22 protein-coding genes are annotated in these 24713 nt (G+C 56.0%); 11 read left to right on the top strand and 11 right to left on the bottom strand.

The features are described from left to right. The first annotated feature begins 100 nt into the window (after positions 1 to 100). From HY247_03080 to HY247_03070, 3 genes are read left to right on the top strand one after another with little or no spacing between them, the layout of a single operon-like run. A complete protein-coding gene (locus tag HY247_03080; protein ID QQG49308.1) occupies positions 101 to 1816 on the top strand; it encodes a type II/IV secretion system ATPase subunit in 1716 nt (571 codons plus the stop codon). Then, the gene (locus tag HY247_03075) at positions 1813 to 3522 is read left to right on the top strand and encodes a type II secretion system F family protein (GenBank protein QQG49307.1); all 1710 of its coding nucleotides are present in this window, start codon (positions 1813 to 1815) and stop codon (positions 3520 to 3522) included. Before HY247_03080 ends, HY247_03075 begins: the two co-directional genes overlap by 4 nt. 39 nt (positions 3523 to 3561) lie before the next feature. After that, positions 3562 to 4362: a methyltransferase domain-containing protein gene (locus HY247_03070; GenBank protein QQG49306.1), complete on the top strand. Its 801-nt coding sequence runs from the start codon at positions 3562 to 3564 to the stop codon at positions 4360 to 4362. Between the two features lie 6 nt (positions 4363 to 4368). Here HY247_03070 and HY247_03065 read toward each other — a convergent pair whose 3' ends face one another. Next, positions 4369 to 6822, bottom strand: a complete 2454-nt coding sequence (locus tag HY247_03065; GenBank protein QQG49305.1) for a hypothetical protein — start codon at positions 6820 to 6822, stop codon at positions 4369 to 4371. Positions 6823 to 7298: 476 nt separating this feature from the next. Beyond that, entirely contained in the window at positions 7299 to 7454 is a 156-nt protein-coding gene (locus HY247_03060) for a hypothetical protein (GenBank protein QQG49304.1), read from the bottom strand. A gap of 237 nt (positions 7455 to 7691) precedes the next feature. Here HY247_03060 and HY247_03055 point away from each other — a divergent pair, with 237 nt between their 5' ends. Beyond that, a complete protein-coding gene (locus HY247_03055) occupies positions 7692 to 8462 on the top strand; it encodes a methyltransferase domain-containing protein (protein QQG49303.1) in 771 nt (256 codons plus the stop codon). A gap of 39 nt (positions 8463 to 8501) precedes the next feature. Here the strand turns inward: HY247_03055 and HY247_03050 are convergent, their stop codons facing one another. From HY247_03050 to HY247_03040, 3 genes are all read right to left on the bottom strand, one after another. Next, positions 8502 to 9767, bottom strand: coding sequence for a glycosyltransferase family 39 protein (locus HY247_03050; protein QQG49302.1), 1266 nt, complete (start codon positions 9765 to 9767; stop codon positions 8502 to 8504). A 104-nt stretch (positions 9768 to 9871) separates the two neighbouring features. After that, positions 9872 to 10384, bottom strand: coding sequence for a methyltransferase domain-containing protein (locus HY247_03045; GenBank protein ID QQG49301.1), 513 nt, complete (start codon positions 10382 to 10384; stop codon positions 9872 to 9874). Further along, positions 10368 to 11525 carry a glycosyltransferase family 4 protein gene (locus HY247_03040; protein ID QQG49300.1) on the bottom strand — a complete coding sequence of 386 codons (1158 nt, stop codon included), beginning with the start codon at positions 11523 to 11525 and terminating at the stop codon, positions 10368 to 10370. Before HY247_03040 ends, HY247_03045 begins: the two co-directional genes overlap by 17 nt. Positions 11526 to 11599: 74 nt before the next feature. Here HY247_03040 and HY247_03035 point away from each other — a divergent pair, with 74 nt between their 5' ends. Further along, a complete protein-coding gene (locus tag HY247_03035) occupies positions 11600 to 12088 on the top strand; it encodes a hypothetical protein (GenBank protein ID QQG49299.1) in 489 nt (162 codons plus the stop codon). 470 nt (positions 12089 to 12558) lie between these two features. Here the strand turns inward: HY247_03035 and HY247_03030 are convergent, their stop codons facing one another. Then, the gene (locus HY247_03030; protein ID QQG49298.1) at positions 12559 to 12951 is read right to left on the bottom strand and encodes a hypothetical protein; all 393 of its coding nucleotides are present in this window, start codon (positions 12949 to 12951) and stop codon (positions 12559 to 12561) included. An 830-nt stretch (positions 12952 to 13781) separates the two neighbouring features. On the opposite strand from HY247_03030, the gene HY247_03025 reads away from it, so the two are divergent. The 4 genes from HY247_03025 to HY247_03010 all read left to right on the top strand — a co-directional run bounded on the left by HY247_03025 (position 13782) and on the right by HY247_03010 (position 19094). Continuing rightward, positions 13782 to 14948, top strand: a complete 1167-nt coding sequence (locus HY247_03025; GenBank protein QQG49297.1) for a hypothetical protein — start codon at positions 13782 to 13784, stop codon at positions 14946 to 14948. 182 nt (positions 14949 to 15130) lie between these two features. Then, positions 15131 to 16939: a Flp pilus assembly complex ATPase component TadA gene (tadA, locus tag HY247_03020; GenBank protein QQG49296.1), complete on the top strand. Its 1809-nt coding sequence runs from the start codon at positions 15131 to 15133 to the stop codon at positions 16937 to 16939. Continuing rightward, positions 16932 to 18650 (top strand): type II secretion system F family protein, encoded by a 1719-nt coding sequence (locus tag HY247_03015; protein QQG49295.1) that lies wholly within the window; start codon positions 16932 to 16934, stop codon positions 18648 to 18650. Before tadA ends, HY247_03015 begins: the two co-directional genes overlap by 8 nt. A 12-nt stretch (positions 18651 to 18662) precedes the next feature. After that, complete coding sequence (locus tag HY247_03010) at positions 18663 to 19094, top strand: hypothetical protein (protein ID QQG49294.1); 432 nt, start codon at positions 18663 to 18665, stop codon at positions 19092 to 19094. A gap of 734 nt (positions 19095 to 19828) precedes the next feature. Here the strand turns inward: HY247_03010 and HY247_03005 are convergent. From HY247_03005 to amrS, 3 genes are all read right to left on the bottom strand, one after another. Next, positions 19829 to 19969, bottom strand: coding sequence for a hypothetical protein (locus HY247_03005; GenBank protein ID QQG49293.1), 141 nt, complete (start codon positions 19967 to 19969; stop codon positions 19829 to 19831). 154 nt (positions 19970 to 20123) lie between these two features. Further along, complete coding sequence (locus HY247_03000) at positions 20124 to 21449, bottom strand: UbiA family prenyltransferase (GenBank protein ID QQG49292.1); 1326 nt, start codon at positions 21447 to 21449, stop codon at positions 20124 to 20126. 175 nt (positions 21450 to 21624) lie between these two features. Then, complete coding sequence (gene amrS, locus HY247_02995) at positions 21625 to 22704, bottom strand: AmmeMemoRadiSam system radical SAM enzyme (GenBank protein ID QQG49291.1); 1080 nt, start codon at positions 22702 to 22704, stop codon at positions 21625 to 21627. A 578-nt stretch (positions 22705 to 23282) separates the two neighbouring features. Between amrS and HY247_02990 the strand changes: the two genes are divergently transcribed. Then, positions 23283 to 23450 carry a hypothetical protein gene (locus tag HY247_02990; GenBank protein ID QQG49290.1) on the top strand — a complete coding sequence of 56 codons (168 nt, stop codon included), beginning with the start codon at positions 23283 to 23285 and terminating at the stop codon, positions 23448 to 23450. Between the two features lie 131 nt (positions 23451 to 23581). On the opposite strand, the gene HY247_02985 is transcribed toward HY247_02990, so the two are convergent. Both HY247_02985 and HY247_02980 read right to left on the bottom strand, forming a co-directional pair. Then, a complete protein-coding gene (locus HY247_02985) occupies positions 23582 to 23788 on the bottom strand; it encodes a type II toxin-antitoxin system RelE/ParE family toxin (protein QQG49289.1) in 207 nt (68 codons plus the stop codon). 47 nt (positions 23789 to 23835) lie between these two features. Continuing rightward, positions 23836 to 24024 carry a hypothetical protein gene (locus HY247_02980; GenBank protein QQG49288.1) on the bottom strand — a complete coding sequence of 63 codons (189 nt, stop codon included), beginning with the start codon at positions 24022 to 24024 and terminating at the stop codon, positions 23836 to 23838. A 165-nt stretch (positions 24025 to 24189) separates the two neighbouring features. Here HY247_02980 and HY247_02975 point away from each other — a divergent pair, with 165 nt between their 5' ends. Next, a complete protein-coding gene (locus HY247_02975; GenBank protein ID QQG49287.1) occupies positions 24190 to 24624 on the top strand; it encodes a pyridoxamine 5'-phosphate oxidase family protein in 435 nt (144 codons plus the stop codon). The last annotated feature ends 89 nt before the right edge of the window (positions 24625 to 24713 follow it).

The raw sequence follows: 24713 nt of genomic DNA, 5'->3' as shown, positions 1-24713 counted from the left end.
CCTGATGAGCCCTCACAACCCCTCTCAAATCTATATTAGGTTGGAAGCCCGCTTTGGGACGAAATTGCCGAGTCTCAGAATTGTGCCAGGTGGACCTTAGATGTCGTCTGGGAGTCAGGACTCGACGGTTCCGGCCGAAGAGATCTCGAAACCGTCGGAACCTGAAGCGGTGGAGGGCCACGTACTGAGCCGCCCAGGCGGAGAAGCAAGGCCCGGCGAGACGAAGAAGTCGCAGGAGAAGCTGATTTCGCTCCTCAGGAAGACCAATATCCGCTTCCCGATGACCGGGACGAGGATACCTCCATCTTGGAGGGTCATCGACAGGTACCCAGTCAACAGCCCCTTCGCATTCGCCGAGATCTCCGAGAGCCCCCTTGGAGCGAAGAAGTACTTCTTGGACGAGGTCCCCCTCTCGAAGGCCGAGGCGGGCATCTACTCCTACATCCTCGACACTTTGGAGGCTGAACTGACCGTCCCAAGGTCAGAGGTCAATCCGCGCCAGTACTTCTCAGACCAAGCCAGGCGCATCGTCCTGAAGTACAGCATCCGCGTACCTGCTACGTCCTGGTCCAAGATCATCTACTTCGCTGAGCGCGACTTGGTCGGATTCGGCGTGCTGGACGGCCCCCTCAAGGACCCCAACATCGAAGACATTTCACTGGACGGCTCAGGCAAGCCGATTTTCATTTACCACAAGGGTCACGAAACCCTCGAGACGAACATCACCATCCCCAACGACGACGAGCTCGACAACATCGTTACAAGGCTCTCCCACATGGCCGGAAAGCATGTCTCTACCGCCTTCCCCATCGTCCAGGGCACCCTGCCTGGAAGGCACAGGCTGATTGCTACCTTCCGCAGGGAAGTCTCGCCTCAAGGAAGCAGTGCGACGATCAGGAAGTTCAGGGAAGACCCACTGACGATTATCGACATGCTCAATCTCAACCTCCTCGACTACAAGATTGCGGCGTACACATGGCTCCTCATGCAGAATCGCTCAACCGCCATAGTCGTGGGCGCGACCGGCGCCGGCAAGACCACGCTTCTGAACGCGATCCTGACCTTGACCAGGCTAAACACCAAGCTTGTTACAATCGAAGAGGTCCAAGAGATCAACGTACCACATCAGAACTGGACACCTCTCGTCTCGAGGGAGAGCTATGCGGCAACTGAGGAGAGGGCCGGCGAAGTCGACCTCTTCGAACTTGTCAAGGCCGCTATGAGGATGAGGCCGGACATACTCGTGGTAGGAGAGGTGAGGGGCCAAGAAGCCTATGTCCTCTTCCAGGCGATCAGCACGGGACACGGCGGACTTTGCACTCTCCACGCCGACGACGAGACCTCGGCCGTCCAGAGGCTCCTCTCAGCCCCGATGAACGTCCCCGCAGCGTTCCTGCCTTTCCTCGACATCATCTTCGTGGTCAGGAGGATTTCGATGCCGACTCCCACGGGTGGCTTCAAGTCGATCAGAAGGATCGTCTCAGTCGACGAGATTGTCAGCGACAAGGTATACGAGAAGATCTTCAAGTGGGACGCCCGCACTGATACGTTCAAGGGAGCCAACCTCGAGAAGAGTCCTAGGATCCAGCGCCTCGCGAGGGACGGCGGATTCGAGCCTGGTCAGCTCGTAGAAGAGATCAACAGGAGGAGCATAGTCCTGAAGTGGATTCAGCAGAAGGGAATCCGCAATTTCAAGGAGGTCTCTCCAATCCTCGACTACTACGTCAGCCGACCCGAGGAGACCTACCAGAGGGCCCTCAACGAGGTCAAGGCGATGGGGATCGCCACGCCCCAGATAGAAGAGATCCAGAAATGAGCGACGTGCTCCTGAGCGAGCTGGAGGGCAAAGCCAAACGAGAGCCCCTCCTGAGCCTCTTCGACAAGTTCGTGGCTCTCACCTTCAAGATCTTCCAAGGTCCTTCGGCGCGCATCGCGGAGGGGATGCCAGGCCTGCGCTCGCAGATTCTGAAGTCCAACCTCAGGACCTCGCCAGAGGGGCTGGTCTCACTTGCGCTCTTCTCCGCGTTCGTGACCGGTCTAGTCACTTCAGTGTTCGCGGTCTACGGTGTGCTTGTCCTCAACATGGTGTTCTTCGCGTTTCTTCCGGTCGCGACCCCCATCGTCTACATCCTGATCACCAACCTTCCGAAACTTAGCTCGGCCGGCAGGGCCGCAGCCATCGACACCGAGCTTCCCTTCGTGCTAGGATACATGAGCGTCCTCGCGGGAGGAGGCGTGTCTCCCATCGAGACCCTGAGGAGGATTTCCCAGATGGACGTCCTGCCCGCATCCAAGAAGGAAGCGAAGCGGATACTCGTGGACACCGATGTCTTCGGCCAGGACCCCATCACCGCCATGGAGAATGCTTCGCGGCTCAGCCCCAGCAGGTACTGGTCGGAATTCCTCGCGGGCTATACGGCGGTCCTAAAGTCCGGAGGCAGCTTCGAAGCTTACATCCAGCTCAAGCTGAGGGACCTTATCGCCAACCGGTCCGCGATCGTCAAGGCTTCTTCCGACATCACAGGGACGATAGCGGAAGCATACCTGACAGTGACCGTCGTCCTTGGAATGACCTTGTATACCCTCTACATGGTCCAGACAATGATTTCGAAGAACGTCGCGGGCCTACAGAACCTGTACGTTTTCGCCTTCCTGGTCGTCCCTCTGCTCTCGGCCGGTTTCATCTATATCACAGATGCCGTTCAGACCAAGTGGCCTTACACGGACTACCGCCCCTACAGGCTTTTCGGAATCATGATCCCGTTTGCGATTCTAACAATGCTCCTTCCCCTCCCGGTGCCACTCTACATCCACACCTCCCTCGCCTTGGGCGTCGCGTCTGGTGCTCCAGCCGCCTTTTCCTTCAGGCTCTCTCGTGAGAGGAGACGGCTTGAGAGGGCACTTCCTGACTTCATAGGGGACGTGACAGAGGGGAGGAAGACAGGCCTATCTCCTGAACAGAGCATAGAACGCCTCTCATCAAGGAACTATGGGGTGCTTTCGAGGCACGTCAAGAAAATGGGCGCCCAGCTTTCCTGGGGCGTCTCTCTCTCGAAGGTCATCTCCACATTCACCTCCTCGGTCGCGAGCTGGATCACCCGTGCCACAGGAATCCTGATGATAGAAGTAGTCGACGTTGGCGGAGGAACAATCCGAAGCTTTACCGAAATGGCCTCCTTTGCGCGGACAATCAACGACCTCGAAAGCCAGCGGCGCTCGGCACTGAGGCCTTTCGTCTTCGTTACCTACATCGCGGGCGTTATGGTGATCCTCACGACCTTCATCCTTGTCTACATGCTCTCTGCCCCCGCGACCCTGGGGTACAAGACGAGCTCGATTGACCCTCACACGATCGACCTCCTTCTTACGACGGCGGTCTTCGACTCCTTCATAATCGGACTCGTAGCAGGGAAGATGGGGGAGAGCAGCCTGTCGGACGGTTTCAAGCACGGGTTCGCCCTCGTCATCGCGAGCATCATAGCGGTCAGCCTGGCCCGCCTCTTCATCCCCATACCACTGTAACGCTTATCGGCCCTTGTGAAAGGGCACCCGCCAATCGAAATGCCCAACAAGGCAGGGCCGAAGTCTGAGGACCGCCAAGCGCCTTCACTACTGCCAGGAAAGCCCGACTATGGAACGGACGACCCAGTGACCATCTTTTCGCTCTTGGCGGCGGGAATCTTGGTGGCTGCCTCGGGCTTCTCGGTGCAGTTCCTTCGGTCGACTCTCGGACCCCTCTGGGTCTTCATGCTGAGCCTCCTCCTTCTTCTTGCAGGGCTGATCTTCATCGGGTTCGGGGCGGGCCTGTACCTGGGCCGCAAGGCGTGGAAGCCTAGGGAGGTGGCCCGGCTGGCAGCGACGATCTCTTGGGGAGGAAACGAAGTGGTGCTAGACATAGGGTCCGGGAGAGGGATGTTCGCCAATACTGTGGCTGCCAGGCTGAAGGACGGCTTAGTGGTCTCGCTGGACAGATGGAGGCCCACGGAGGTGACGGGAAACAGCCCTGCCTCTCTCCTTGCCAACGCGCGAATCTGCGGCACCGAGTCCAAGATTTCACTAGTCATGGGGGAGCCGACCCACCTCCCGTTCAAGGACCGGGCCTTCGACGCCGTCGTATCGGGAATGGCCCTTCACAGGCTAAAGGGGTCGCTCGAGATGAGGAAGGCCTCGGTGCAGGTGATCAGGGTCTTGAAGGACGGCGGCAGGGTCGCGCTCCTGATAGCCGGGAACAGCTCGGTATTCGAGGAGATCACCGAAGAGGGCCGGCTCAAAGAGGCCAAAGTCTCGCGCCTTCGATTGGGCCTGCTTCCTCCCGCGCACTCGATTGAGGGGAGAGTCGCGTATCACACTGCCGAGGCTTGACTCGTACTAGGAGAGGGTCTGGAACCCTGCTTCCAATTCCTCTCTGGCTTTACTTCTCCGCCGCCTGATTGTACGGAAGACCACCAGCCCGATGATCGCAGCGACGACCGGGATGACATAGATCAGGTAGGAGAGGATTAGCTGCAAAAGCGTAGGTGGAGCTCTATTCGGCGCGGGGTTGATAGTCACCGAGACCTTCATGGTGTAGGTGCCCAGAGACGGGTGCGAGATGATCGCAAAGATCTTGGCCAGGCCGCTCTGCGACGGCTTGAATGTGATTGAGGCCAGCCCGGAGGTCGATGTCAAGGTGGCGTTGGGTTCCACTCTGCCCAGGCTGGAGTTCCAAGCGACCGTCGCGCCCGGCAGCGGCGCCCCCTCTGCCATCAAGGTCAGCTTGACTATCGAGCTCGCGTTCGAGAAGATCGTGGGCGGGTTTGCGGTTATGGCGATTGCGAGCGTCGGAGACCGGGCGTCGATCCTCGCGTTCGCCGAGGTAAGTCCGGACGAAGTCACGGTAAGCACGGTGGACCCGTTGTGCTTCAGCTCAACCCGGACCGAGATGTGGTCGGTACCTTGCGGGAATGTCAAGGCAATGGGAGTCTGGACCTCAGCCCCGTTGGACGAAGTCACGGTCGCGCTGATGGGCGACTGCGCCCTGGCCGGGTTGCCCGCGGAGTCCTGGAGCTGGACGAAGAGCAACGGGGAGAGCGCGACTGAGGAGTACAGGGTTGTGGAAGGGCTGACCCAGGCAGCGAGGGCAGAGGGCGCCGGGACCACCGTCAGCACCTGAAGCCCCGAGATAGTAAGCCCTTGCGCGAACGCAGTGAGGTTGGCCCGGCCGGACAGGGTGCTCGTCTGGACACCGGTTATGATCGCAGTCGAGCCGGCTGGGATTGTGGCGGCCGTATCAACTGAGACCACCCCGGAGGCTGTGGACAGGAGCTGGATGGGGAGGTCCTCCGGTGCCACCGCAGGCGAACCGGACGCGTCCACGAGGGAGACCTCAAGAGCGTTGTAGAGCTTTCCGTCAGCCGGCAGTGTGCCTCCCCTTCCCGAAGTTCCGAAGAGCGCCGTCAGGACCACCTTCGTTGGGACTGGCCCGTAGGTAGCCTGCTGGACGGTGTCGATGGTCAGAGAGCTGTCAAGGCCCTGGGCGGTGATTCCTGTCGAGCCGGAGAAGAAGGTGGCGTCGAAAGGTATGACCTTGAAGTTCGTTGAATGGACAATCACGACCGATGCAGGGACAGTTCCCACTTGGGTGTTTGACGCAGTGAGCCTCACTGTGGTGTCAACAGCTGCGAGCGCCGGTGCGCCGCCCGAGTCCTCCAATGACACCATGATAGAGCTGTACACTGTATTGTCGGCGAGGACCACCGGGGGCGCAAGCTCCAGCTTCAGCCTTGTAGGCGTAAGTGACGGGAAGTAGGACCTTATCGAGACGGATCCGGTGACGAGGTTAGTGGAAGCGGCGTAAATGATCGCGTTGCCGTTGACAGCCGTCGAGTTGACCGTCGTGATGGCGTACATGCTACCTCCGGGGATTGTCAGCGTGCTCTTGACCTTGGCGAGGCTGGTGTTCGAGGAGCTGAGCAGGACCGTGATGTCGCTCTGCGCCCTCGCAGGATTGCCCGTCGAGTCAGTCAGGACTATCGTAAGCTTGCCGCTGGTCGAAACCGGGATCTTCGCCGGCTGGGCGTAGACCTTGAGGTTGGTCGGCGCCGGCCCCTTGACATTTACCGTGGCCCTTCCAGTGCCTAGGCCCGGGGCTGAAGCGGTCACCACCGCCTGGCCTGGGCGGAAGGTGGTGAGGAACCCTCCCTGGACCTCCAGGTTCCCGGCCTGAAGCGTCAAGGTCGAGTCCGTCAGGTTCGCCACCCTTGGCTCGCTGGTGGTAAGCTGAATCGTGATGTCCGAGGTGGGCTTCGTCGGCAGGTTGTTCTTGTCTAGCAGCTCGACGATGACTACGCCCTGACTACCAGGCCTGGCCGGGACCGTGCTGGGCGCGACGAAGACTTTCAGGCTCGAGGGGAACCCGCTCGGCGTTACGGTCGTGGAAACTGATGAAGCGGACTGAAGGCCGGGAGAGGCAGCGGTTATCACGGTCGACCCGGTCGTAATCGTGGTTGTCAGGTTCGCTACCCCGTAGTTCGAGCCCGGACTGATCACGAGGCTCTGGTCGACGGTCGCCACGTTCTGTTGAGACGAAGTGAGGTAGACAGTCACGTAAGAGGTCGGGAACGACGGGCGGCCCGAGGGGTCGAGGAGCGAGACTACGACGGCCGAGTATTCATTGCCGTCAGCGGGGAGCTTCGGCGGAAGGATTTGAAGAGCCAAGGCGTAGGGCTGCCCGACCTTGGGGACGGTGGCTGCCTCTCCTCCTTGTATCTCGAAGGCGACGAGGACAAATAGCGCGCACAGGGTGACTGCCGTAAAACGCCGAGACGAGCTAGACACCACCAATCAGGAATGCGGTCCTTTCTTGGGAGGAGGGAGACCGAGCAGGTGCTCTCATCGAAGGAATCTGCCCTTTGACGTGTTTTTATCCGTTTTCCGCACGAAACTCCAAAGGGCATGATACGATGTGCGATTATGGATTCGCAGTCCTGATTTTCTGACGAAAAGTGTCGTTTTCGCGCCCCAATGATTTTAAGCACGAGTTCGGATGCCAAGTTTGTGCGGGTCGGAGGCTACGCGCTGGGTGGCATTATCCTAATCCTACTCCTGACAATTGGGGGAACTTATTCCTCCGTGGTCATCCTTGGGGCCAACTCCAAAACTGCGACGGTTGTTAGCACGCTCACTCAACCGACAACATCGATCGAGAGCTTCTCATCGACGTCAACCTCGCGGCTCACTCTCTCTTCGACGATCACTTTGGTTTCAGTGGTCACAAGCACGCTTGAGACCGCTACGTCGACTGTCACTTCGACTTTTCCTCAGACGGTGTTGCAGACGAGCACGTTCACCGTTACTTCGGTGGAGTTCAGGTCGACGGCGGGAACGAGGACCATTACGCGCACGACGACGACGACGGCCCCCGCAATAACGACGACTTCAGCGACTTCGACCCTTACGTCTTGGCTGACCTCCACGACGATTTCGACTAGCTATTCGACTACCACAACCGACACTTCGAACACTATCCATACGACTCATTCGACCACGACTACTGACACGTCTACGACCCTTCATACCACTTATGCAACCACTACCACAGACATCTCAACTACAGTCCATACGACCGATTCGACCACTACGACGGACACCACACTTCCCTAGTTGGCAACCTCCAACAACCTAGAAATATCGGAGTCCAGGCGAAGTATGCGATGACTCAAAAGGAGACCCGAGCGGCCAGGAATTCGTCATTCTACTTCTTAGAGCCCAGCCGAATCGCCCTGATACTGATCGTGTGTGGAGAGGTGCTGATGGCCCTTGGGGTCTTCGGGGCATACCAGTTCGGGAGTTCGCACTTCTCAGCGTTGGTACTTTCGTACTTGGTCGCCATCGGAGGCTCGGCGTACATGTTCGCGGCTGTGATTCAAATATGGAATTCAAGTGTCGTAAAGCCAAGGGAAGCAGTCCGCTTAGTCAAGGAGATTCCATGGGGAGGCGACGAAGTGGTCGCGGAGGTCCTATGCGGTCACGGGCTGATAACAAAGGAGGTAGCGCCGCGAATCCCTTCGGGGTTGGTCCTTGCACTGGACGTATCAATAGGGGCGAGGAGACAGGAGATTCAGCGACTCGACAACAAGCCACAAGGGGGAAATGGATCCAAGAGTTTGGAACTGGCAAGTTCTGACGCCAGGCAACTTCCAATCAAGTCTGGGGCCATTGACCTCGTGCTCTCGGGCTTTGGGACAGGGAAGTTCGAGAGGCTTGCAGACCGTATCTACTCAGTCAATGAAATGGTGAGGGTCCTGAAGCCGGGCGGGGCAATCTCGATGATGGTAACCGGCGACCGAAAGGAAGCCGAGGTCATGCTGACGACCAATGGCCTCAGAGACGTGAAAACAGAGGTGGTGAGGTCGATGCTCTTCTCTTCGGCTCGAATCGTGACAGGCCGTAAGCTGTCTGAGCTTGGCGGCTCAACGGTCTAGGGTTCGAACTGCGCCAAAACGTCCAGTACTGAACTCACCTTAGGTGAGAGGACGAACTGGGAAGAACCACACGAAGAAGAAGAGCGCCAACACTAAGTTCAAGACTGCGAGTTCTCTCCCGTACTTGCTGGGCATTTGCTTGTAGAAGAAGGCGAGCCCAAGGGCGACGAATGGCAGCGTGTAGATGAAGTAATAGTTGAAGCCTATGCGACGGACGAGGACGCTCAGGGCCAACCACGGGGCATAGTTGAGGGCGATTCCTCCGGCAATGAACAGGGCCGTGCCGGTCTCCCTCCGCTTGAGTATCAAGTAGATTGCACCCGCGAGCGCGGGCCAGAACCCATACCAGACCGCAAGGTTGGCCTGGGCCTGATACCAAGTCGGGATGTAGTGGTTAGTTACGTTCCCAGCCGATACGTCCACGTCCACCCGATAGTAGGTGGCTGAGTTGAACGGCTCCGGAGCGTGATAAGTGCCGTTGAAGGGCACGGGGTCAAACGGCAAGATCCAGTTCCACGCGAATTGGTAAGGCGCGTACGGTTCGTCTATGACTATCCCGCTGGGGCCGTGGTACTGATAGATGAACAAGACATGTTGAATCGGGTTCCAGATAACCTGCTTGCTGGTGCTCAAGAATGTCGTCGTAAAGGTCGTGACTGCCGTTCCGTTGTTCTCGATGACTTGGGTATTGACCGTGGTCGTTACGCTCGTCGAGATCGGAGGCTGGTACCTGATGTCGTACGCGAACATCACCACTCCGAAGACGAGCAGCGCCACGGCGAGGTACTTGACGCCAACCCTCAGCGCCGGGCCCATGGTTTGTCTGTTTGTGTAGAGGTGATAGATCACTAGTGCTCCGAACCAGAAGATGCTCATCTCCCTAGCCGTGAAGGCGAGGCCCATGCTCGCCGCGGAGAGCCACGGGCGCTTGCGCATGTAGAGCTCAATGGCGAGCAGGCCAAAGAGGAACATCGGCATGTCGATGAGGAGCGTCCCTCCATGAATGAACCAGACAGTGTCCAGCCCGAGGAACATCGTCGCGAGCAGCCCCCATCTCTCGCCGAGGAGCCTCCTTGCGATGAGATAGAACAGGTACATCGCGGCAATCTGCATCAGGACTTGGGGGAACCTCCAGCCGAACCAGTTGTTGCCCAGGAGGCCGATTCCCAGCGCAGAAATGAGCTTGGGTAGCGGGGGATGCTCCGCGTTCGCCGCTATGCCTCCCAGGGTGTCCTGGCTCGCCGGGATGTAGTGTGCCTCGTCAAAGACCATCCCTCCGTCGTTGGGGAAGGCAATCTGAAGCATATGGACGGCGAAGTAGAGGAGCAGGAAGTGGGTTATGTTGAACTTGGAGGCGAGGTCCTTGAGTCCGGCCCAGTAGATGTCGAGGTCGAGAGTGAGCTGGAGCTTCAGGGCCTCTCCGCCTCAAGGTAGATCCTAGGATAGGAGAGAGACGGGGCGAACACGCGAACGACGCGGTCGATGATTCTGGTATAATAGTCTGTGTCGACGAGCTTGAGCTGCCTCAACCTGAGGCCTGAATTTGCCACGAAGTTTCTGATGTGCTCGAGAGTGAAGACGGCGTAGTGCACGTCTTTCCCGTCGTGCTTTCGGTAGCCGCCCGTGTGCGTGCCCAAGATGTAGAACTTCAGGCAAGCCGCGTTGTCGGTGATGAGCGTTAGGACCCCTGAAGGCATCAACACCCGCCTCACCTCGTCGAGATGCCTGCCCGGATTCGGGAGATGCTCGAAGAGGTTCTGTTCGTAGACCCTTGCGAATGCGCCCTCCCTGAAGGGAAGATGCTGACAATCGCCAACGATGTTTGTTGAGGCGGTGGGGAAGAGGTCGAGTCTGACGTCGCCATAGGTCTGGTCGCCGGACCCCAAGTTTAGGGTGAGTTCCTTATCACTTCTGAGCGTCAATCACTGCAGCCTCCACGATGTCGAGGTGTCTGTCCCAGGTAAAGCTGGAAGCCCACTCCACAGCCCGAGCAGACATCTTCCTCCAGAGTTCCTGGTCCGTGAGAATTGTCTGGAGCTTCGATGCAAAGTCATCAAGGTCGTAGGGCTTTGCGTGGAAGCCGGTCTCCCCGTCGAGAACCGTCTCCTTGACCCCTGAGTCACCCCATACGACGGCCGGAACTCCGTGAGCCTGAGCTTCAAGTGGGCCTAGTCCGAAAGGCTCCGCGATGCTCGTTTGAATGTATGCCTTCGACTCGGCAAAGCATCTTGATAGGGTCTCATCGTCCAGATACCCAGTGAAATCCACCAAGTTCGATACCCCAAGGTCCGACGCACGCTTCCGAAGAGTGGGAGTTGTCGAGGTCTCCTTTCCAGTTATCATCAGCTTGGGTATGTTCCCCTTCAGGCGACGAATTACCTCAAAAGCGAGGTCGATCCTCTTCCAAGGGTAGTGTCTGGCTGCCATAACCACCTGGTTGTGACGAATTGCGCCGCGAACGATGGGCGGGTCGACCCCGGGATAACATGTGCTTCCTCCGACCCTGTATTCCTGGGAGAAGAGGCCCCTCGTCCAGTCCGAGTTGTACAGTAACTTCCTAGCCCTCCTGTGGCACATCTGATCTAGTGCCCTGGCTACCGGCCTTCCAAGGTTCCCGACTAACCCACTGAGGAGTTGAAAGTCGGGGGTGTTCCAGTTCTCCCCGATCTTGGGACGTTGATGAATGAATGTGGTCAGTTGGTGCAGATAGCCCACGTACGGGACGTCGAAGAGCGAATTGGTTCTGAGACCCAGCCACATGCTGGGTTGAGAGTGACAGATTAGAACGTCGCAGTCTGCCGACTTCCGGAGCCCTAGGGGGAGGATCGCGGACGCCAGCATCGCGGAACCTTCCCGGAATGGAAATGGGAATGGGAAGTGTGGTACGAGCCTCTGAGGAGCCACCTCCTTTAGAAGCCGGGGGAAGCTCCTATCCGGATAAATAATCGGGCTGAATACATTGACCAGATGCCCCCGCCTGCGAAGGCCCAAAGCCTGGCGGATGGCTACCTTCTCGCCTCCGCCCGAGTAAAAGAAGCCCATGTGAACGATGTTTATGCGCAAGTGAAACCCCAATTGCAATATTGTGTGATTCTGGCAGAAACGCATATATGCGCCCGGTTTGGGCCTTTTGAATAATGAAGATAGATGCGAGCCATGGCAGGAAAGCCATTACTCCAATTCTGGCCACTGTCATATTGATTGCGATTACACTGATCGCAGGAATTGCCATCGCAGGGTTCGTTTTCAATCTCTTCAATATCTTTGGAAATCCACCGCAGATTTCCTACATATCGTCGAGCACACTCACGATATCTTCCGGAACACTAGCGACCCCAGGGGCAGTAGCCGCGACCTGCACGGCGTCCGCCACCGCAGGTCAATCGCTTGAATTACACAACACTGGAACTGGAGCTGGCACAATTAGGTCGGTGACAATCTCATCCAACGCAGGCGGAGGGACGGTTACGGTCTCAGGCGTGAACTGTGTCCTTGCTGCCGGGGCCACGAAATACATAACTTTCACCGCGGTAGGAACCGGAACGGCGAACCCTGGCGACAGCTTCTCCGGCAATGTGGTCCTCACTGGGGGCCAGACAATCTCATTTGCGAACACGTTCGCTTAGCGCTCAAGTAAGACAGCGTTCGCTTACCTCGTAACATCCTCTCACTATTCACTTCAGAAGTTAGCCCGCCCCTCATTCATGCTTCAACTCGAGCGGCAGGCAAGTTTCAACGTCACTGACGGCTCTGTTAACTTGCGCCGAGCCGACTCATTCGGCACCAGCGAGTTAACAGGGAGGACCTTGGACACCAGTCAAGTTAACAGAACCTCACTGACGGCTGGAAAACTTAAATCTGTCAACGACTCGTTTGAGTTTAATCGTACGCTCATGTATCTTAGGAAGAAATTTCGCAGGAGATTAGCCGTTTCCGAGCTTTTAGGGTCCGTTGTGACGATAGGGATCACACTGGTCGCTGGCGTGCTTCTGTTCGTCTTTGCAAACTCGCAGTCAGGAGTTGCCGGGAGCCAAATAGGGGCGTCGGCCCAGGCTGGGGTAAATTGCTTCAGCGTGAAACTCGACGTCGTCGCAATTCAGTTTGACAAAGCGGCAAACCCCAACACCGCAACATTGTGGCTTCTTAATTCAGGGCAAAAACCTTTGTCAATCGTAGCCCTAGTCTTGTACAACTCGCCTGGGACTAGCACGATGTACGGTACAAGTACAAGCCCGTTGTTCGTAACAACCACGACTACATCGACAACAAGTTCCCCGACGGTTACCTCCATTATCTCTTCGACGACCACATTCTTGACCGCAAGCGCCGCGACGGCTCCGACGGCCACGGTGACGTCGACCATTGCCTCGACATCTGCGGTTGCCACGACCACATCTGGCACGACGACCTCCACTTCGAGCACCACATCGGGAAGCTCTACGATAACTACGACAACCACTTCGGGTACTAGTACTACCTCTAAGACCACGACATCGGGTACCTTGACCTATTCCACGATGACGACCTCAGGGACAACGACGAGTACTTCGAGCACCACATCTGGTACAAGGATAATCACAGTGACCACAACGAGCAGGGGAGTGCCTCTAACAACCACCACAACTACTACTTCCGGCAGCACTCGGTTGCCACGACCACATCTGGCACGACGACCTCCACTTCGAGCACCACATCGGGAAGCTCTACGATAACTACGACAACCACTTCGGGTACTAGTACTACCTCTAAGACCACGACATCGGGTACCTTGACCTATTCCACGACGACGACAACCACACCAATTACTACACGATTCATAACCACTCTGACGACCACAACTACAACGTCTACTACCAGTACTGGATTCAGTTACTCGACATCTGCGGCTACTCTAACGCCACTGACGACAAGCGCAGCGTCCTCTTCGACTGCGACATCGGCTACGACATCTACAATCAATAACCTCTACACGGGTACGCAGACTGTGAACTCAGGGTGCAATATAGCGCCATTTCAATTCCTAGTAACCACGATAAGCGGTACAAAAACGACTCTGATCACGGAGGCAGGTGCTACGAATGCGGGTACCTTCTCCTTTTCGTCCGGAACGACCACCTCTACCTCAGGCACGACCACTCTTCTAATAACAACCCAGACATCGGGTACTACGACTATCCATCAATGGCCTCTTCAGCCAGGTCAAGTCGCGTCTGTAACTGTATCTCTTCCGAACGGTCAGATTTTCGACTCCGGTAGAATCTACTTCGCACGAGTATTGACGAACTATGGCTACGTAGCTATCCAGTTCGGAGTGGCACCTTGAAAATCAAATTAAGAAGAGGCCAGAGAGTCAGAGGCGTCGCGGGAATAATTGCGGCGGTAATCCTCTTCGCCTTGATCTTTACAGTTGGTTTGGGATTCTATCTTAGTGTGAACACAAACAATGCCCTGCTTCAGGGGGCACAACAAGCGAGGTTTCTGAACCAGCAAGCTGCCTTATCCGAGAACCTCGTGCTGGCGACCCAGATCGACCCGATAACAAATGATCTTCAATTCATGGCTACGAACAGGGGTGGTGTTGCGACAACGATAGTTGCTGCCTTCGTAACTGATGCCTCCAACGTTGTCACGAGCGAAACGGCAAGTTCATCACCTCCCTTTCCTCCAGTTACGACAAGTGTCCTGGGGAACTCTTCATTCATCGATACAGGAGTGCCTTGTATCATAACAATCGCAAGCTCCCCTAATTGTCTTCTCAAGGTTGTCACTTCCCGAGGCAATGTATTCGTTCAGACTTATCCGCCCACTCCTGTTCAAGCGGCGCTGAACGCGCTCTCCAGCGGGGCGATCGGGGATCTTTTCCTCAATCAGAACTCGTTCATCTTCTACACAGTACAGACTCCAGCGCAGAATCCAACTTGCCCTGCTGCGAATGTTGCGACCGATACCTCAGGGTTCTGTTTGTCTGCGGCATTTTCTTCTGCATTTACAATTAACAGTGCGTTATATGCGAACACTGGTCCAACCTACTCGGGCTTAGCATTCTCGATTACCGTTAAGAACCTCAATTCTCTACACAAGAACCTTGTCTTGGACGAGAACACTGTGCTGGAAATGTTTACGCCTCATGGTGCGAGCGGCTTTGGCCTCCTTTACTGGTACCTAGTTTCAACATCTGGGAGCGTAATCCTCGACCACTACACTCCCATTGTCCTGCAGTACAATAAGCCGGTGACCCTCACTTTCGCTTCATCGGGCGGGGCTAACCCCTATCCTGTCTGTCAGCAAGGTGGATCAGGGTGTCGAACTGTAAGTCAAGTAGGTATTGGGCAAATCACCACGGGGTCAAGTTCGATAACCCCACCAGCGGATTTACTCGTATTCATACTATCCCACGGTTGCGAAGGCACTAACCAAGCTAGTTGTGCCGCCACGTCGGCAAATTACGGCCAAAATCTGCCCTATGTCACAATTTTCCTATATTGAGTTGCTATGCGCACCTTAAGCTCTCCCGGAGAGGCTACCAGAACGTCGAATTTGAGCTGGCGGTGTCCGACTGAGATTAATAGTACACGATTCGAGCCTGAGTTAGAAATGGAATGGGTTGAAAATTGACAGACGAAAGTCAGAAGAACAAATCAGGTGGGGCCAAAAGTGAAGAGTCCGACTTGGCGAGGAAAGAGGAAAGGGAGCGAATCAAGGAACAGGAAAGGGCCAGGAAGGAAGCTGAGAGGAAGCTCAAAGCCGAGATGGAGGCAACACGACGAGAAGAGAGAGAGCGTAGAGATCAGGAGAGGGCCCAGGCAAAGCAGACAAAGAGGGAGAGCGCTGAGGACGAACGTGCCATCGAGGAAGCGGAGAAGCAAAGTAAGAGAACCGTGGCTCAGTCAGGGAAGCCGGGACTGCTGAGCGTATTCGAGCGAAAGCCCGTCGCTTCGGAAATAATGCGCCCCCGCACCGGAAGGCCGGTCCCTCCGAATTGGAAGGTCATCGAGAGGTATCCCATCTACAGCGCGTTCGTATACGCGACAATTGCCCAAGACCCGACAGGGAACAACACCGTCTACTTCCTCGACGAAGTCCCCCTCTCAGATTCAGAGGCGCAGACGTACACCTACCTGATGAAAGCCCTGGAGAACGAATTGACGATTCCAAGAACGCAGGTCAACCCAAGCGAATACTTCGACCTTCAGGCAAGGAAGATAGCATCAAAGTACTCCATCGAGATTCCCAAGCTTCCTTGGTCCAAGATTCTTTACTTCGCGGAGAGAGACATTGTGGGCTTTGGCGACCTCGACGGCCTTCTGAGGGACGCTAACATTGAGGACATTTCGGTCGACGGCATCGACAAGCCCGTCTTCATTTATCACAACAAGTACGAGAGGATTCCCACCAATGTGGTGTTCGAAGACGCGGAATCCATGACGGACCTGATAGGTAGGTTCGCCCACATCTCGGGGAGGCACGTTTCGACCGCTTATCCGATAGTGCAGGGAACCCTACCCGGCGGGCACAGGATGATCGCCACCTACATGACGGAAGTCTCGCCTTCGGGAGGGACCCTGAACATAAGGAGGTTCAGAGAAGACCCAATAACGATCATCGACATGCTCAAGCTGGGCGTCCTCGATTTCAACCTCGCAGCCTACACTTGGCTGCTGATGGAGAACAAGGCTGTCGCGATGGTAGTGGGAGCCACTGGGTCTGGCAAGACGACCCTCCTCAACGCGCTTCTCACCATGACAAGGACGAACGCCAAGATAATCACCATAGAAGAGGTCCAGGAGCTCAACCTTGCTCATCCGAACTGGTCACCGCTTGTCTCCAGGGAGAAGTACGGCGTGACCGAAGAGGGACCCGGCGAGATAGGCCTCTTCGAGCTCGTAAAGGCAGCGATGAGGATGAGGCCCGACATTATCGTTGTGGGGGAGGTCAGAGGTGAGGAGGCCTACGTCCTGTTCCAGGCGATAAGCACTGGCCACGGGGGTTTCTGTACCCTCCACGCCGACGAGGCCGCATCGGCGATACAGAGGCTGACTTCAAAGCCAATGGACGTGCCCGATTCTTTCATCTCCTTCCTGGACCTCGTGTATACCGTGAGGAGGGTTGTACTGCCAACGCCGGACGGCGGAACCATCGCAGCAAGAAGAATCATTTCGGTGGACGAGGTGGGTGGTGTCGGCGACTACACACGCATGTTCAATTGGGATCCTACAACTGACACTCAGACAGCGGCACCATTCAAGAACAGCAGAAAGCTGCAGAAGCTCGCAGCGGACCTGGGAAAGTCCATGGGGGATGTCGAGGAGGAAATCAGGAGAAGGAGCGTCGTCTTGAAGTGGATGCGGAGCAAGGACATTCGCAATTTCAGAGAGACAACGCCCCTCTTCGAATCCTACGTCAAGAATCCCAATGAAACCTACCAGAGGGCAGTGAGAGAACTCGGAGCGACTGGAGGCCGTGGTTCGGGTGAGTAGAAGTGGATTTGACCAACCCGGCAGGCCTGAGATACCCGTCCCACTGACAGTCTTCGACAGACTCACCACCACGTCCTTCAGGATCTTCAGGTCCCCAGCCAGAAGTATCGCGAAGGCAATACCGGGTCTGAGGGAGAGCCTGTTGAAGTCTGACATATCGGTGACCCCCGAGGGGCTAGTCTCGGTTGCCTTGTTTCTGACGCTTGCGACCGGAATAGCAGTCATTGCGATAGTCACTCTCTCGGTCGCCATTCTTGGCTTCAATGCAGCGGCATTCCTGCTTCTCGCCATCCCCATAGTCCCAATGATTGTACTGAACGCGCCTGGATACAGCGCGGCTTCGAGGGCAAGTCGGCTGGAGAATGAGCTTCCCTTCGTGGTCGGGTTCATGTCCATAATCGCTGGGGGCGGGCAGTCATTGGTGCAGATATTGAAGAGAATCTCGACGATGAACATCTTCCCGGGCGCATCGAAGGAGGCCTACAGGCTACTCGTGGACGTGGAGGTCTATGGCGAAGAGCCGGTCAACGCTCTCGAGAGTGCATCAAGGTACAACCCCAACAAGTGGTACTCTGAGCTCCTTTCCGGGTACGCCACAGTCCTGCGGACGGGCGGGGACAACATCAACTACCTCGCGATCAAGCTGAAGGAAGTCTTCGACGAGAGGGCGGCCAGAATCAAGAGGGCCTCCGAGATAACCGGGGCGATCGCCGAAATCTACCTCATCGTAACAGTTGTTCTCGGAATAATCGTCTTCACCCTGTACATCGTGCAATCACTGGTAGCTGGAGACGTCTCGGGGCTCACCAACATCTTCACTTTCGCGTTTGTGGTCGTTCCGTTGGTCTCCGGGGTCTTCATCTTTGTGCTTGATGGGACACAGCCGAAGTGGCCCTTCACGGACACCCGACCCTACAAGATATTCGCAATCACGCTTCCGTTCGGGGTCGCACTCTACCTCCTCCCGCTTCCTATCAGAGTCTATCTGCACTTGTCGCTCGCCCTGATCGTGCTCGCACTACCCGCAGCGATCTTCGCGACGAAGTACTCGGCAGATAGGAGGGGGATCGAGAAGGCCCTGCCTGACTTTATCAGAGACGTTGCAGAAGGTCGGAAGATAGGTCTGGCGCCTGAAGCCAGCGTGGAGAGGCTCGTAGGTCGCAATTATGGCGCTCTGTCAAGGCCGGTCAGTAAGATGGGGTCTCAACTGACATGGGGCCTGTCCCTGAAGAAGGTCCTTACCGCCTTCGTAGTCCGAGTCAACAGCTGGATAGCACGCGCAGTGGGGACATTGATGCTGGAGGTCGTAGTCGTGGGCGGAGGTACTGTGAAGTCGTTCTCTGACATGGCTGACTTCACAAAGAGGGTGAATACGATGGAGCTGGAGACGAGGGCGGCCCTCCGAGGGTATACATTCATCGCCTACATCTCAGGGATAATGATAATCTCGACGACTTACATTTTCATATACTTCTTAGGACAAGGAGCAGCGAGCGGACTGGCTTCGAGTGCAACACAGTTCCAGGTCGATCCAGAAACCGTGGATCTCCTATTTGCCGCAGCTGTGTTCGAGTCTTGGGTGATCGGAATCGTGGCCGGCAAGATGGGGGAAGCCAGCATAGCTGAGGGATTCAAACACGCCGTAGTCATGGTGCTCCTCACCCTGGCGACGGTGGCGATCGCCCAGACACTCTTCCCGATACCCGTCTAGAGGCGATCGAACTTGGTCGACAAAGTCCCCCAATTCCCCGACTATCTTGTAACATTCGACTCTACCCAGAGCATGAGACTCTACATCAAGAAGCTTCTCGAACACTATCAGAAGCAGGTCGACAGGTATGGGGCGGCCTCAGGGGAGTTGATGCGCGAGAACCTTCACAGGGAGAGTCCTTCTAAGCGCGCCGATCGAGCGAAGAAACCAAACGCATGGAAAAAGGTTGGGTCATTGATGGTAGATATTACGGACCCCTTGATGGGCAAGAACGAGGTATACCTCCAGCTACTTCAGGAGTACGCATTCAAACTGAGAGGGACGGCCGAAGCCCTACGGGCTTTCGAGGAGCTAGAACAGTTGAACTTCGCGGGAAGCACCTCGCTTACCCTATTTCTGAACAACTCGGGCATACCCGAGAGAATAATTGTCGAATTCGGGTAAGTCGAGTCAACCGGTGGCCAAGCACGGGGCAATTGGATGGAGATTATCAGATTCCACACGACTGCCCCTCCGTGGTGCCTTATGTTTATGCGCAGGGCCTGACAGAAGGTTGTTCCCTTACAATCGTTTTTAACACCTTCATCCGGCACGAAGCTCGATGGGCACATCAAAGACGATGTCGACCACACTGGCGGTCGGGGCAGCAATTTGGATTGCGTTTGCGTTTTCCATTGCCCCAGCAACAGCATCATTCCCTGTAGCACACCTAAAGTGCAACAACAACAACGGTTCGGCGTACACATACGCATACTTCAGACAAGCTAACGGCGTCTGGACATTCGTATCGCTGTCGAGCTGTTCAACGACAGGGGCCTCAAAGACACTGAGCACTGGTTCTCCAGTTGTACGGATCAGCGTCTACCTGCATACTCCGTCAGGCTCAGCATACCACACGTGTTACACGAGTGGTCCGTGCTCTGCTTCAGTGGCCGGAACGACCGCAACAGCGTGGTCCTGATCTATCTAGATCCGGGCTGCGCCCCTTCTGTTTTCGGTCTTGCCTTCCTTCCTTGGTCTCTACGCCTCTTACGCGAAGGCGCTGGGACTTGGCACGTGTTCGAATTGGCCAGGCTATGAGCCGCTGTGGCTCTTACCGATGGTCCCGTGGGTGTCCGCGCTCGTCTCCGCGACAGTCGCGTCAACCGGCACGTAGGTGTAGACGACAGCCTCTGGGCTCATCCCGAGACTTCGGCGGCTGCTTCGGATATCAGGCGCTCAATCTCCGCGTCGCCAATCTTCCTTCCTATCCTAATGACCGGAAGTTCGCTTCTGGTGACCTTGGGCGTTGGTATCCTTTCACCAATAGAGGTGGTCATACTTGAGCCTTCACACCTTGGTGTGACCAAACTACTGCCGATAATGCCATAGGTCGGATTTGAGCTTTAATTTACGGTAAATTAAGAACGAACACAGACTTGCATGAACGTGGGTCGGAAGTCTCAGCGACCGGACACCCCGATCTTGTTAGATTTATCCAATCAGACCTTGGGCCAGGTATGCCAAGGCCAGCAGCACTCCGGTGAGAAGAGTCGTCATCACCATTGCGGCCATCCCGGGGATCAGTTCAGGAGTTTTTCCTTTGGTATTATCAAGTATTCTTGCCGCGCTACGTGCCTTCGGGATTGTAAGCAGACCCAGAAGGGCTAAGGGCGTGACGAGACCGCTCGCCACACCCAAGACCAATACGACATAGGCGCTCGCCAGCAGCACCTTGAAGCGTGAAGCGGCCGCCTGCTTGCCCCATCTGACGACCAGGTCCCGCCGGCCCCTTGAGCCGTCGGCGTCGACGTCCGGGAACTCGTTAATGTAAAGAATCCCAGCCGTTAGAATGCCCAGGACTCCTCCGACCACGAGAGGCTGGACAGCTAGGGCCCTGGTCTGTACATAGTAGGTGCCGAGCACCAGGAGAGGCCCGAAGTTGAGGCCTGTAACGAGTTCCCCTATCCCCCACTTGGAGAGGAACGAGGAGTATGCGAGAATAGAAGCGACGGCGATTCCTGTGATGGCCAGGACAACGGGGTCGAAGGCGAATCGGACCACGAAGTATGCTCCCACCGCCGTCCCGACCGAAAGGAAGAGCAGCCCCCCAGTAAGGACGCTCTTGGGTGTCAACAACTTCGAGGGCAGTATCGTACTTCCGCCGCTGAACGGGGTCGGGGCGGTGATGAGGTCGATGCCCGAGGTGTAATCGAAGTAGTCGTTGAGGACGTTGACGCTCGCGTGGAGGCACAGCGCGCCAGCCAGTGTCAGCACTGCGTAGAGCGGGTTGAAACTCCCCTGGCCCCAGGCCATCAGCAGACCAACTGGGACAAAGATTGCGGGGAGAAGGAGAAACGGTGCCCTGAGCTCGCGAATCCAGACGCCGTGTTGCCTGGGCGCGATCTCAACTGGCGATTGTGTAACTTCCCTGATCGGCCTGGTCAGGCCCATGTAGCCCACAATATCCCCACCTTTCTTGATTGGCCTTACGGTGAGCATCGCAAGAAACTTCGACCCATCCTTCCTGACCAGGGTCACCTCCTCCTCGAACTTGCCCGTTTCCGCTGCAGTCCTTAGAAGCCGGGGGACGAGGGTCGCGAGCGCCTGAGGCTCGTGAAAGATTGTCACGCTCTGCTTCCCAATGACCTCATCCGCCCTCCAGCCGAACAGCTTTGTTGCCCCTATGCCGTAAGAGGTGATGACGCCAGTGTTGTCGCAGGCTATCCCCGAATAAGAATACTCGGCTTCTTCCGACATCCTGAACGCAGTGTAGCCCTGGAAATTAAAACCTTTCAGGAATGGTTGCTGGGAGCCCAATTCTACGGGCTTTTCCATGCGAGTTGGGACGAATTTTCGACCCACGCGTAGGTTTGTGGTCCCGGCGACCCCACGCTTTGGTAAGCTTTGAGCGAGTCATTCTTTGGTTCCTTCAGTTAGCGGACTACGCATTAATCATGTCACCAAGGACGCCGTTCCCCTTCTACGGACTGCATCATCGGGGCAAGGTTTTCGGAATGTAGAAGGCCTCAATGTCCCTGTAACGGAAGCGGCTCGCCCTTTGGCCGGTTATCGGGATTCTGTGTCCACAGTTCTTGCAATTGTGCTTTTCATCCAGGGCCCAGTCTGTTATCATGAAACCATACCTCTTGATGACCGCCGTTCCGCATCCTGGGCAGTATGTGTGCTCGTAGGGGCTGCCTGGGACATTCCCGACGTAGACGTAGTTCAACCCGATTTCCTTCGCCATATCGTAGTGCTTCAGGAGGAGTTCGTAGGGGGTGACGGGGAGGTCGAGCAATTTGTAGTCGGGGTGGAATTGAGTGAATTGAATCGGCACGTCGGGTCCGAGGTTGTCGTACAGCCACCTGCAGAGCCTCCCTGCCTCCTCAAGGTCCTCTCCGACCTGTGGTATAATCAGGTCGGTGAGTTCGGTGTGGATCCCCTGCTTCTTCAGCTCCAGGAGGGTCTGCTTCACGGGCTCTGCGCCGACGGTCATCGTCTGCCTCCTCTGGAAGAGCTGCTCTCCGCTCCGTTTGTAGTCCACGACGACGGCGTCCACGTAGCCCTTGATCGCCCTGACTGCTTCCTCCGTGGCATACCCGTTGGTCACGAAGACGGTGTACTTTCCCTTGTTGTGGGCTTCTTTGGCAGCGTCGATTACGTACTCGATGAAGATCGTTGGCTCGTTGTAGCTGAACCCGACCCCCTCGCACTCGTTCGCTGTGGCCAGGTTGGGGACCTCGTCAGGCATCACGTCCTCGCCGTAGACCTCGGTTTCCTTGCTTATCGAATGGTTCTGGCAAAACATGCAGTGCCAGTTGCAGGACACGGTACCTACGGTGGATACGAACGTCCCTGGGTAGAAGTGGTTGAATGGCTTCTTCTCTATCGGGTCGACTTGCATCGCTGCCAGCTTCCCGTACGAGGAGAGGTACAGCCTGCCTCCTTTGTTCTTTCTTACGTAACAGAATCCGTGAGACCCTTCGGGTATCAGGCACCCTCTGTAACAGGCGTTGCAGACTACCTTGCCGTTCTCCTTTGGGTGCCAGAGAATCGCTTCCTTGTCAACCATTTCCCTCACTAGTCAGGACACGTATATCGGCCTACGGTCATCAGAAGGATAGGCCCTGTCATCTTCTCCAAGACTTCTTTTGAGCTGGCCGCACCTCAGGCAACGGCAGACCAGCATCACACTATCTCGAATTTGGACGTAATGCTCAGTTCTCAGCTTGCATTCTTCGCAGTTCAGCTTCATTATGTGTTGGAGGAGCAAAGGGCTCCCACTTAGGAAGACGAACTCTCAGCTTCCTTAAAGCCTCTTCGAAGGACTCTTTCGACTCCCTTTAGGGCCCTACGTCACGCATTCAAATCGGGAAGCAATCGCAATTTACCGGTGCCCGCCTGCACTGCCTGCAGACCAGAAACCCTTCCCTCGTCTTGACCAGTGGCCTACCGCAGTAGCATTGCAAGGGCTGTGGGCTTTTTGGGGAGCCGCGGCTTTAATACGAAGCGATGTTTATTCTGATAGGCGTGTGTGGATATGTCAAACGTACCGGCTGGGTTGGGCACCACCCTGTCGTTCGTCGTCTTCGCAATAATCCTCGGGATAATACTTTTCGCGGCCGTGACATTCCTTTATTACCGTAGGATATGGAAGGTAGCACGCTCTCAGCAGGCGAGGCAGAGTTCCTGACTGAGAGGCTCCAACTCATCCTTTTGTCCATCCTGCCAGAAAGCGAAAGGTATCGCGCTCTCGACGGCGCCCTGGAGCTGATCCTGAAGGAGTACAGGCGTCTCAGGGTTGCTCTCAAGAGGTGACTACGTTTCCCATCAAAGTAGTCACCTACGATTGCAGAATCTGAACACAAGAATTCCCATCGATCATTCATGCGACGCGGTTGAAGTCCGGGCGACCGCACACTTTCTGATTCAAACTAGGGTTGCACGGATCATCTTGCGTAGGCTGATCTACGAGGCTCAACGGCCAACAATACGACCTCCTTCTTCTGTTCCACTACGGTGTAAATTATCCTTCGGTCTCCAAAACGGGCGCTCCGGAGGTTCCTGAACCTTCCCTTCAGTTCCTTGAAAGAGTAGGGGTCCGAAGCTATGTCCAAAAGTGTCTGCCTGCTCCGGTTGAAATCCGCGGAAGACAAACGCATCATCCCTCGTTCGAAGTTGGCCGTCGAAATGAGGGCGTAGCTCAACCGTGCTGGATTCCCTTGAGGAGTTCGTTCACGTCCTCGTACCTGCGGAATCGCCCTTCCCGCAAGTCCTTGAGGCCCCTGGCTATGCTTCTGGTGGTTTTCTTGTCGGAAATCACTTCCATTGTCTCCTCCAGCTCCTCAAGATGTCTTTCGATTGAGGCTACCTTGCTCTCAAGGGTGGTCATCGTGAAGTCTGAAGGAATTCCCGCTTAAAACAGTTTGGAAGTTTTGAATCGGAACTCCCAGACAGGGTCGGTGAAAGTGTTCGACTCTTGAGAGAGGAGAATTTCCGCCCTACATGTAGTTCTGTCGTCCGGCGACAGCACACCTAACTGGTTCCAAGGTTCTCGATGATTGATTGTGAACCCTTGAAGGGAACCGCAGTACGATTCAGTCAAAGGCACGAACAATTTCTGAAGCGGATCGATACTTGCCGCATCGCAACTATGGACTCAGAAGGTTATCCCCACTGTGTCCCTGTGGGATACTTCTATCACAAGGGAACTGTCTACATACCAACAGTTGCCAAAACAAAGAAAGCCCGTAACATCGAACGGAATTCTAGGTGCTGCATCGTAACGGACGTAGTCGAGGATGGTATTGGAAGAGGTGTGATGCTCCAGGGGGAAGCCCAATTGGTCAAGGGGGTAGATTTTCCGAAGATGAAACGCATCATAGAAGAACTCTCGGGCTGGCATCTTGACAAATGGAGGATTAATGGAAGGAAGCCAGATTCGGTCCTAGTATTCACGCCCGAGAAGACCTCCGAAATCGGCCATGTCTGAGGGTGCCGGTGAAAACTACTTCTTGAGAGGCACACGGCCTCAATTTATGCATGGCCAGTCCTTGGTGAACTATTCGTTCAGACTCGCCA

The sequence above is a fragment of the archaeon genome, assembly GCA_016432545.1.
GTDB lineage: Archaea > Thermoproteota > Nitrososphaeria > Nitrososphaerales > Gagatemarchaeaceae > UBA183.
Note: the sequence above shows the minus strand (reverse complement) of the source record. Positions and strands in the feature narration are given on the sequence as shown.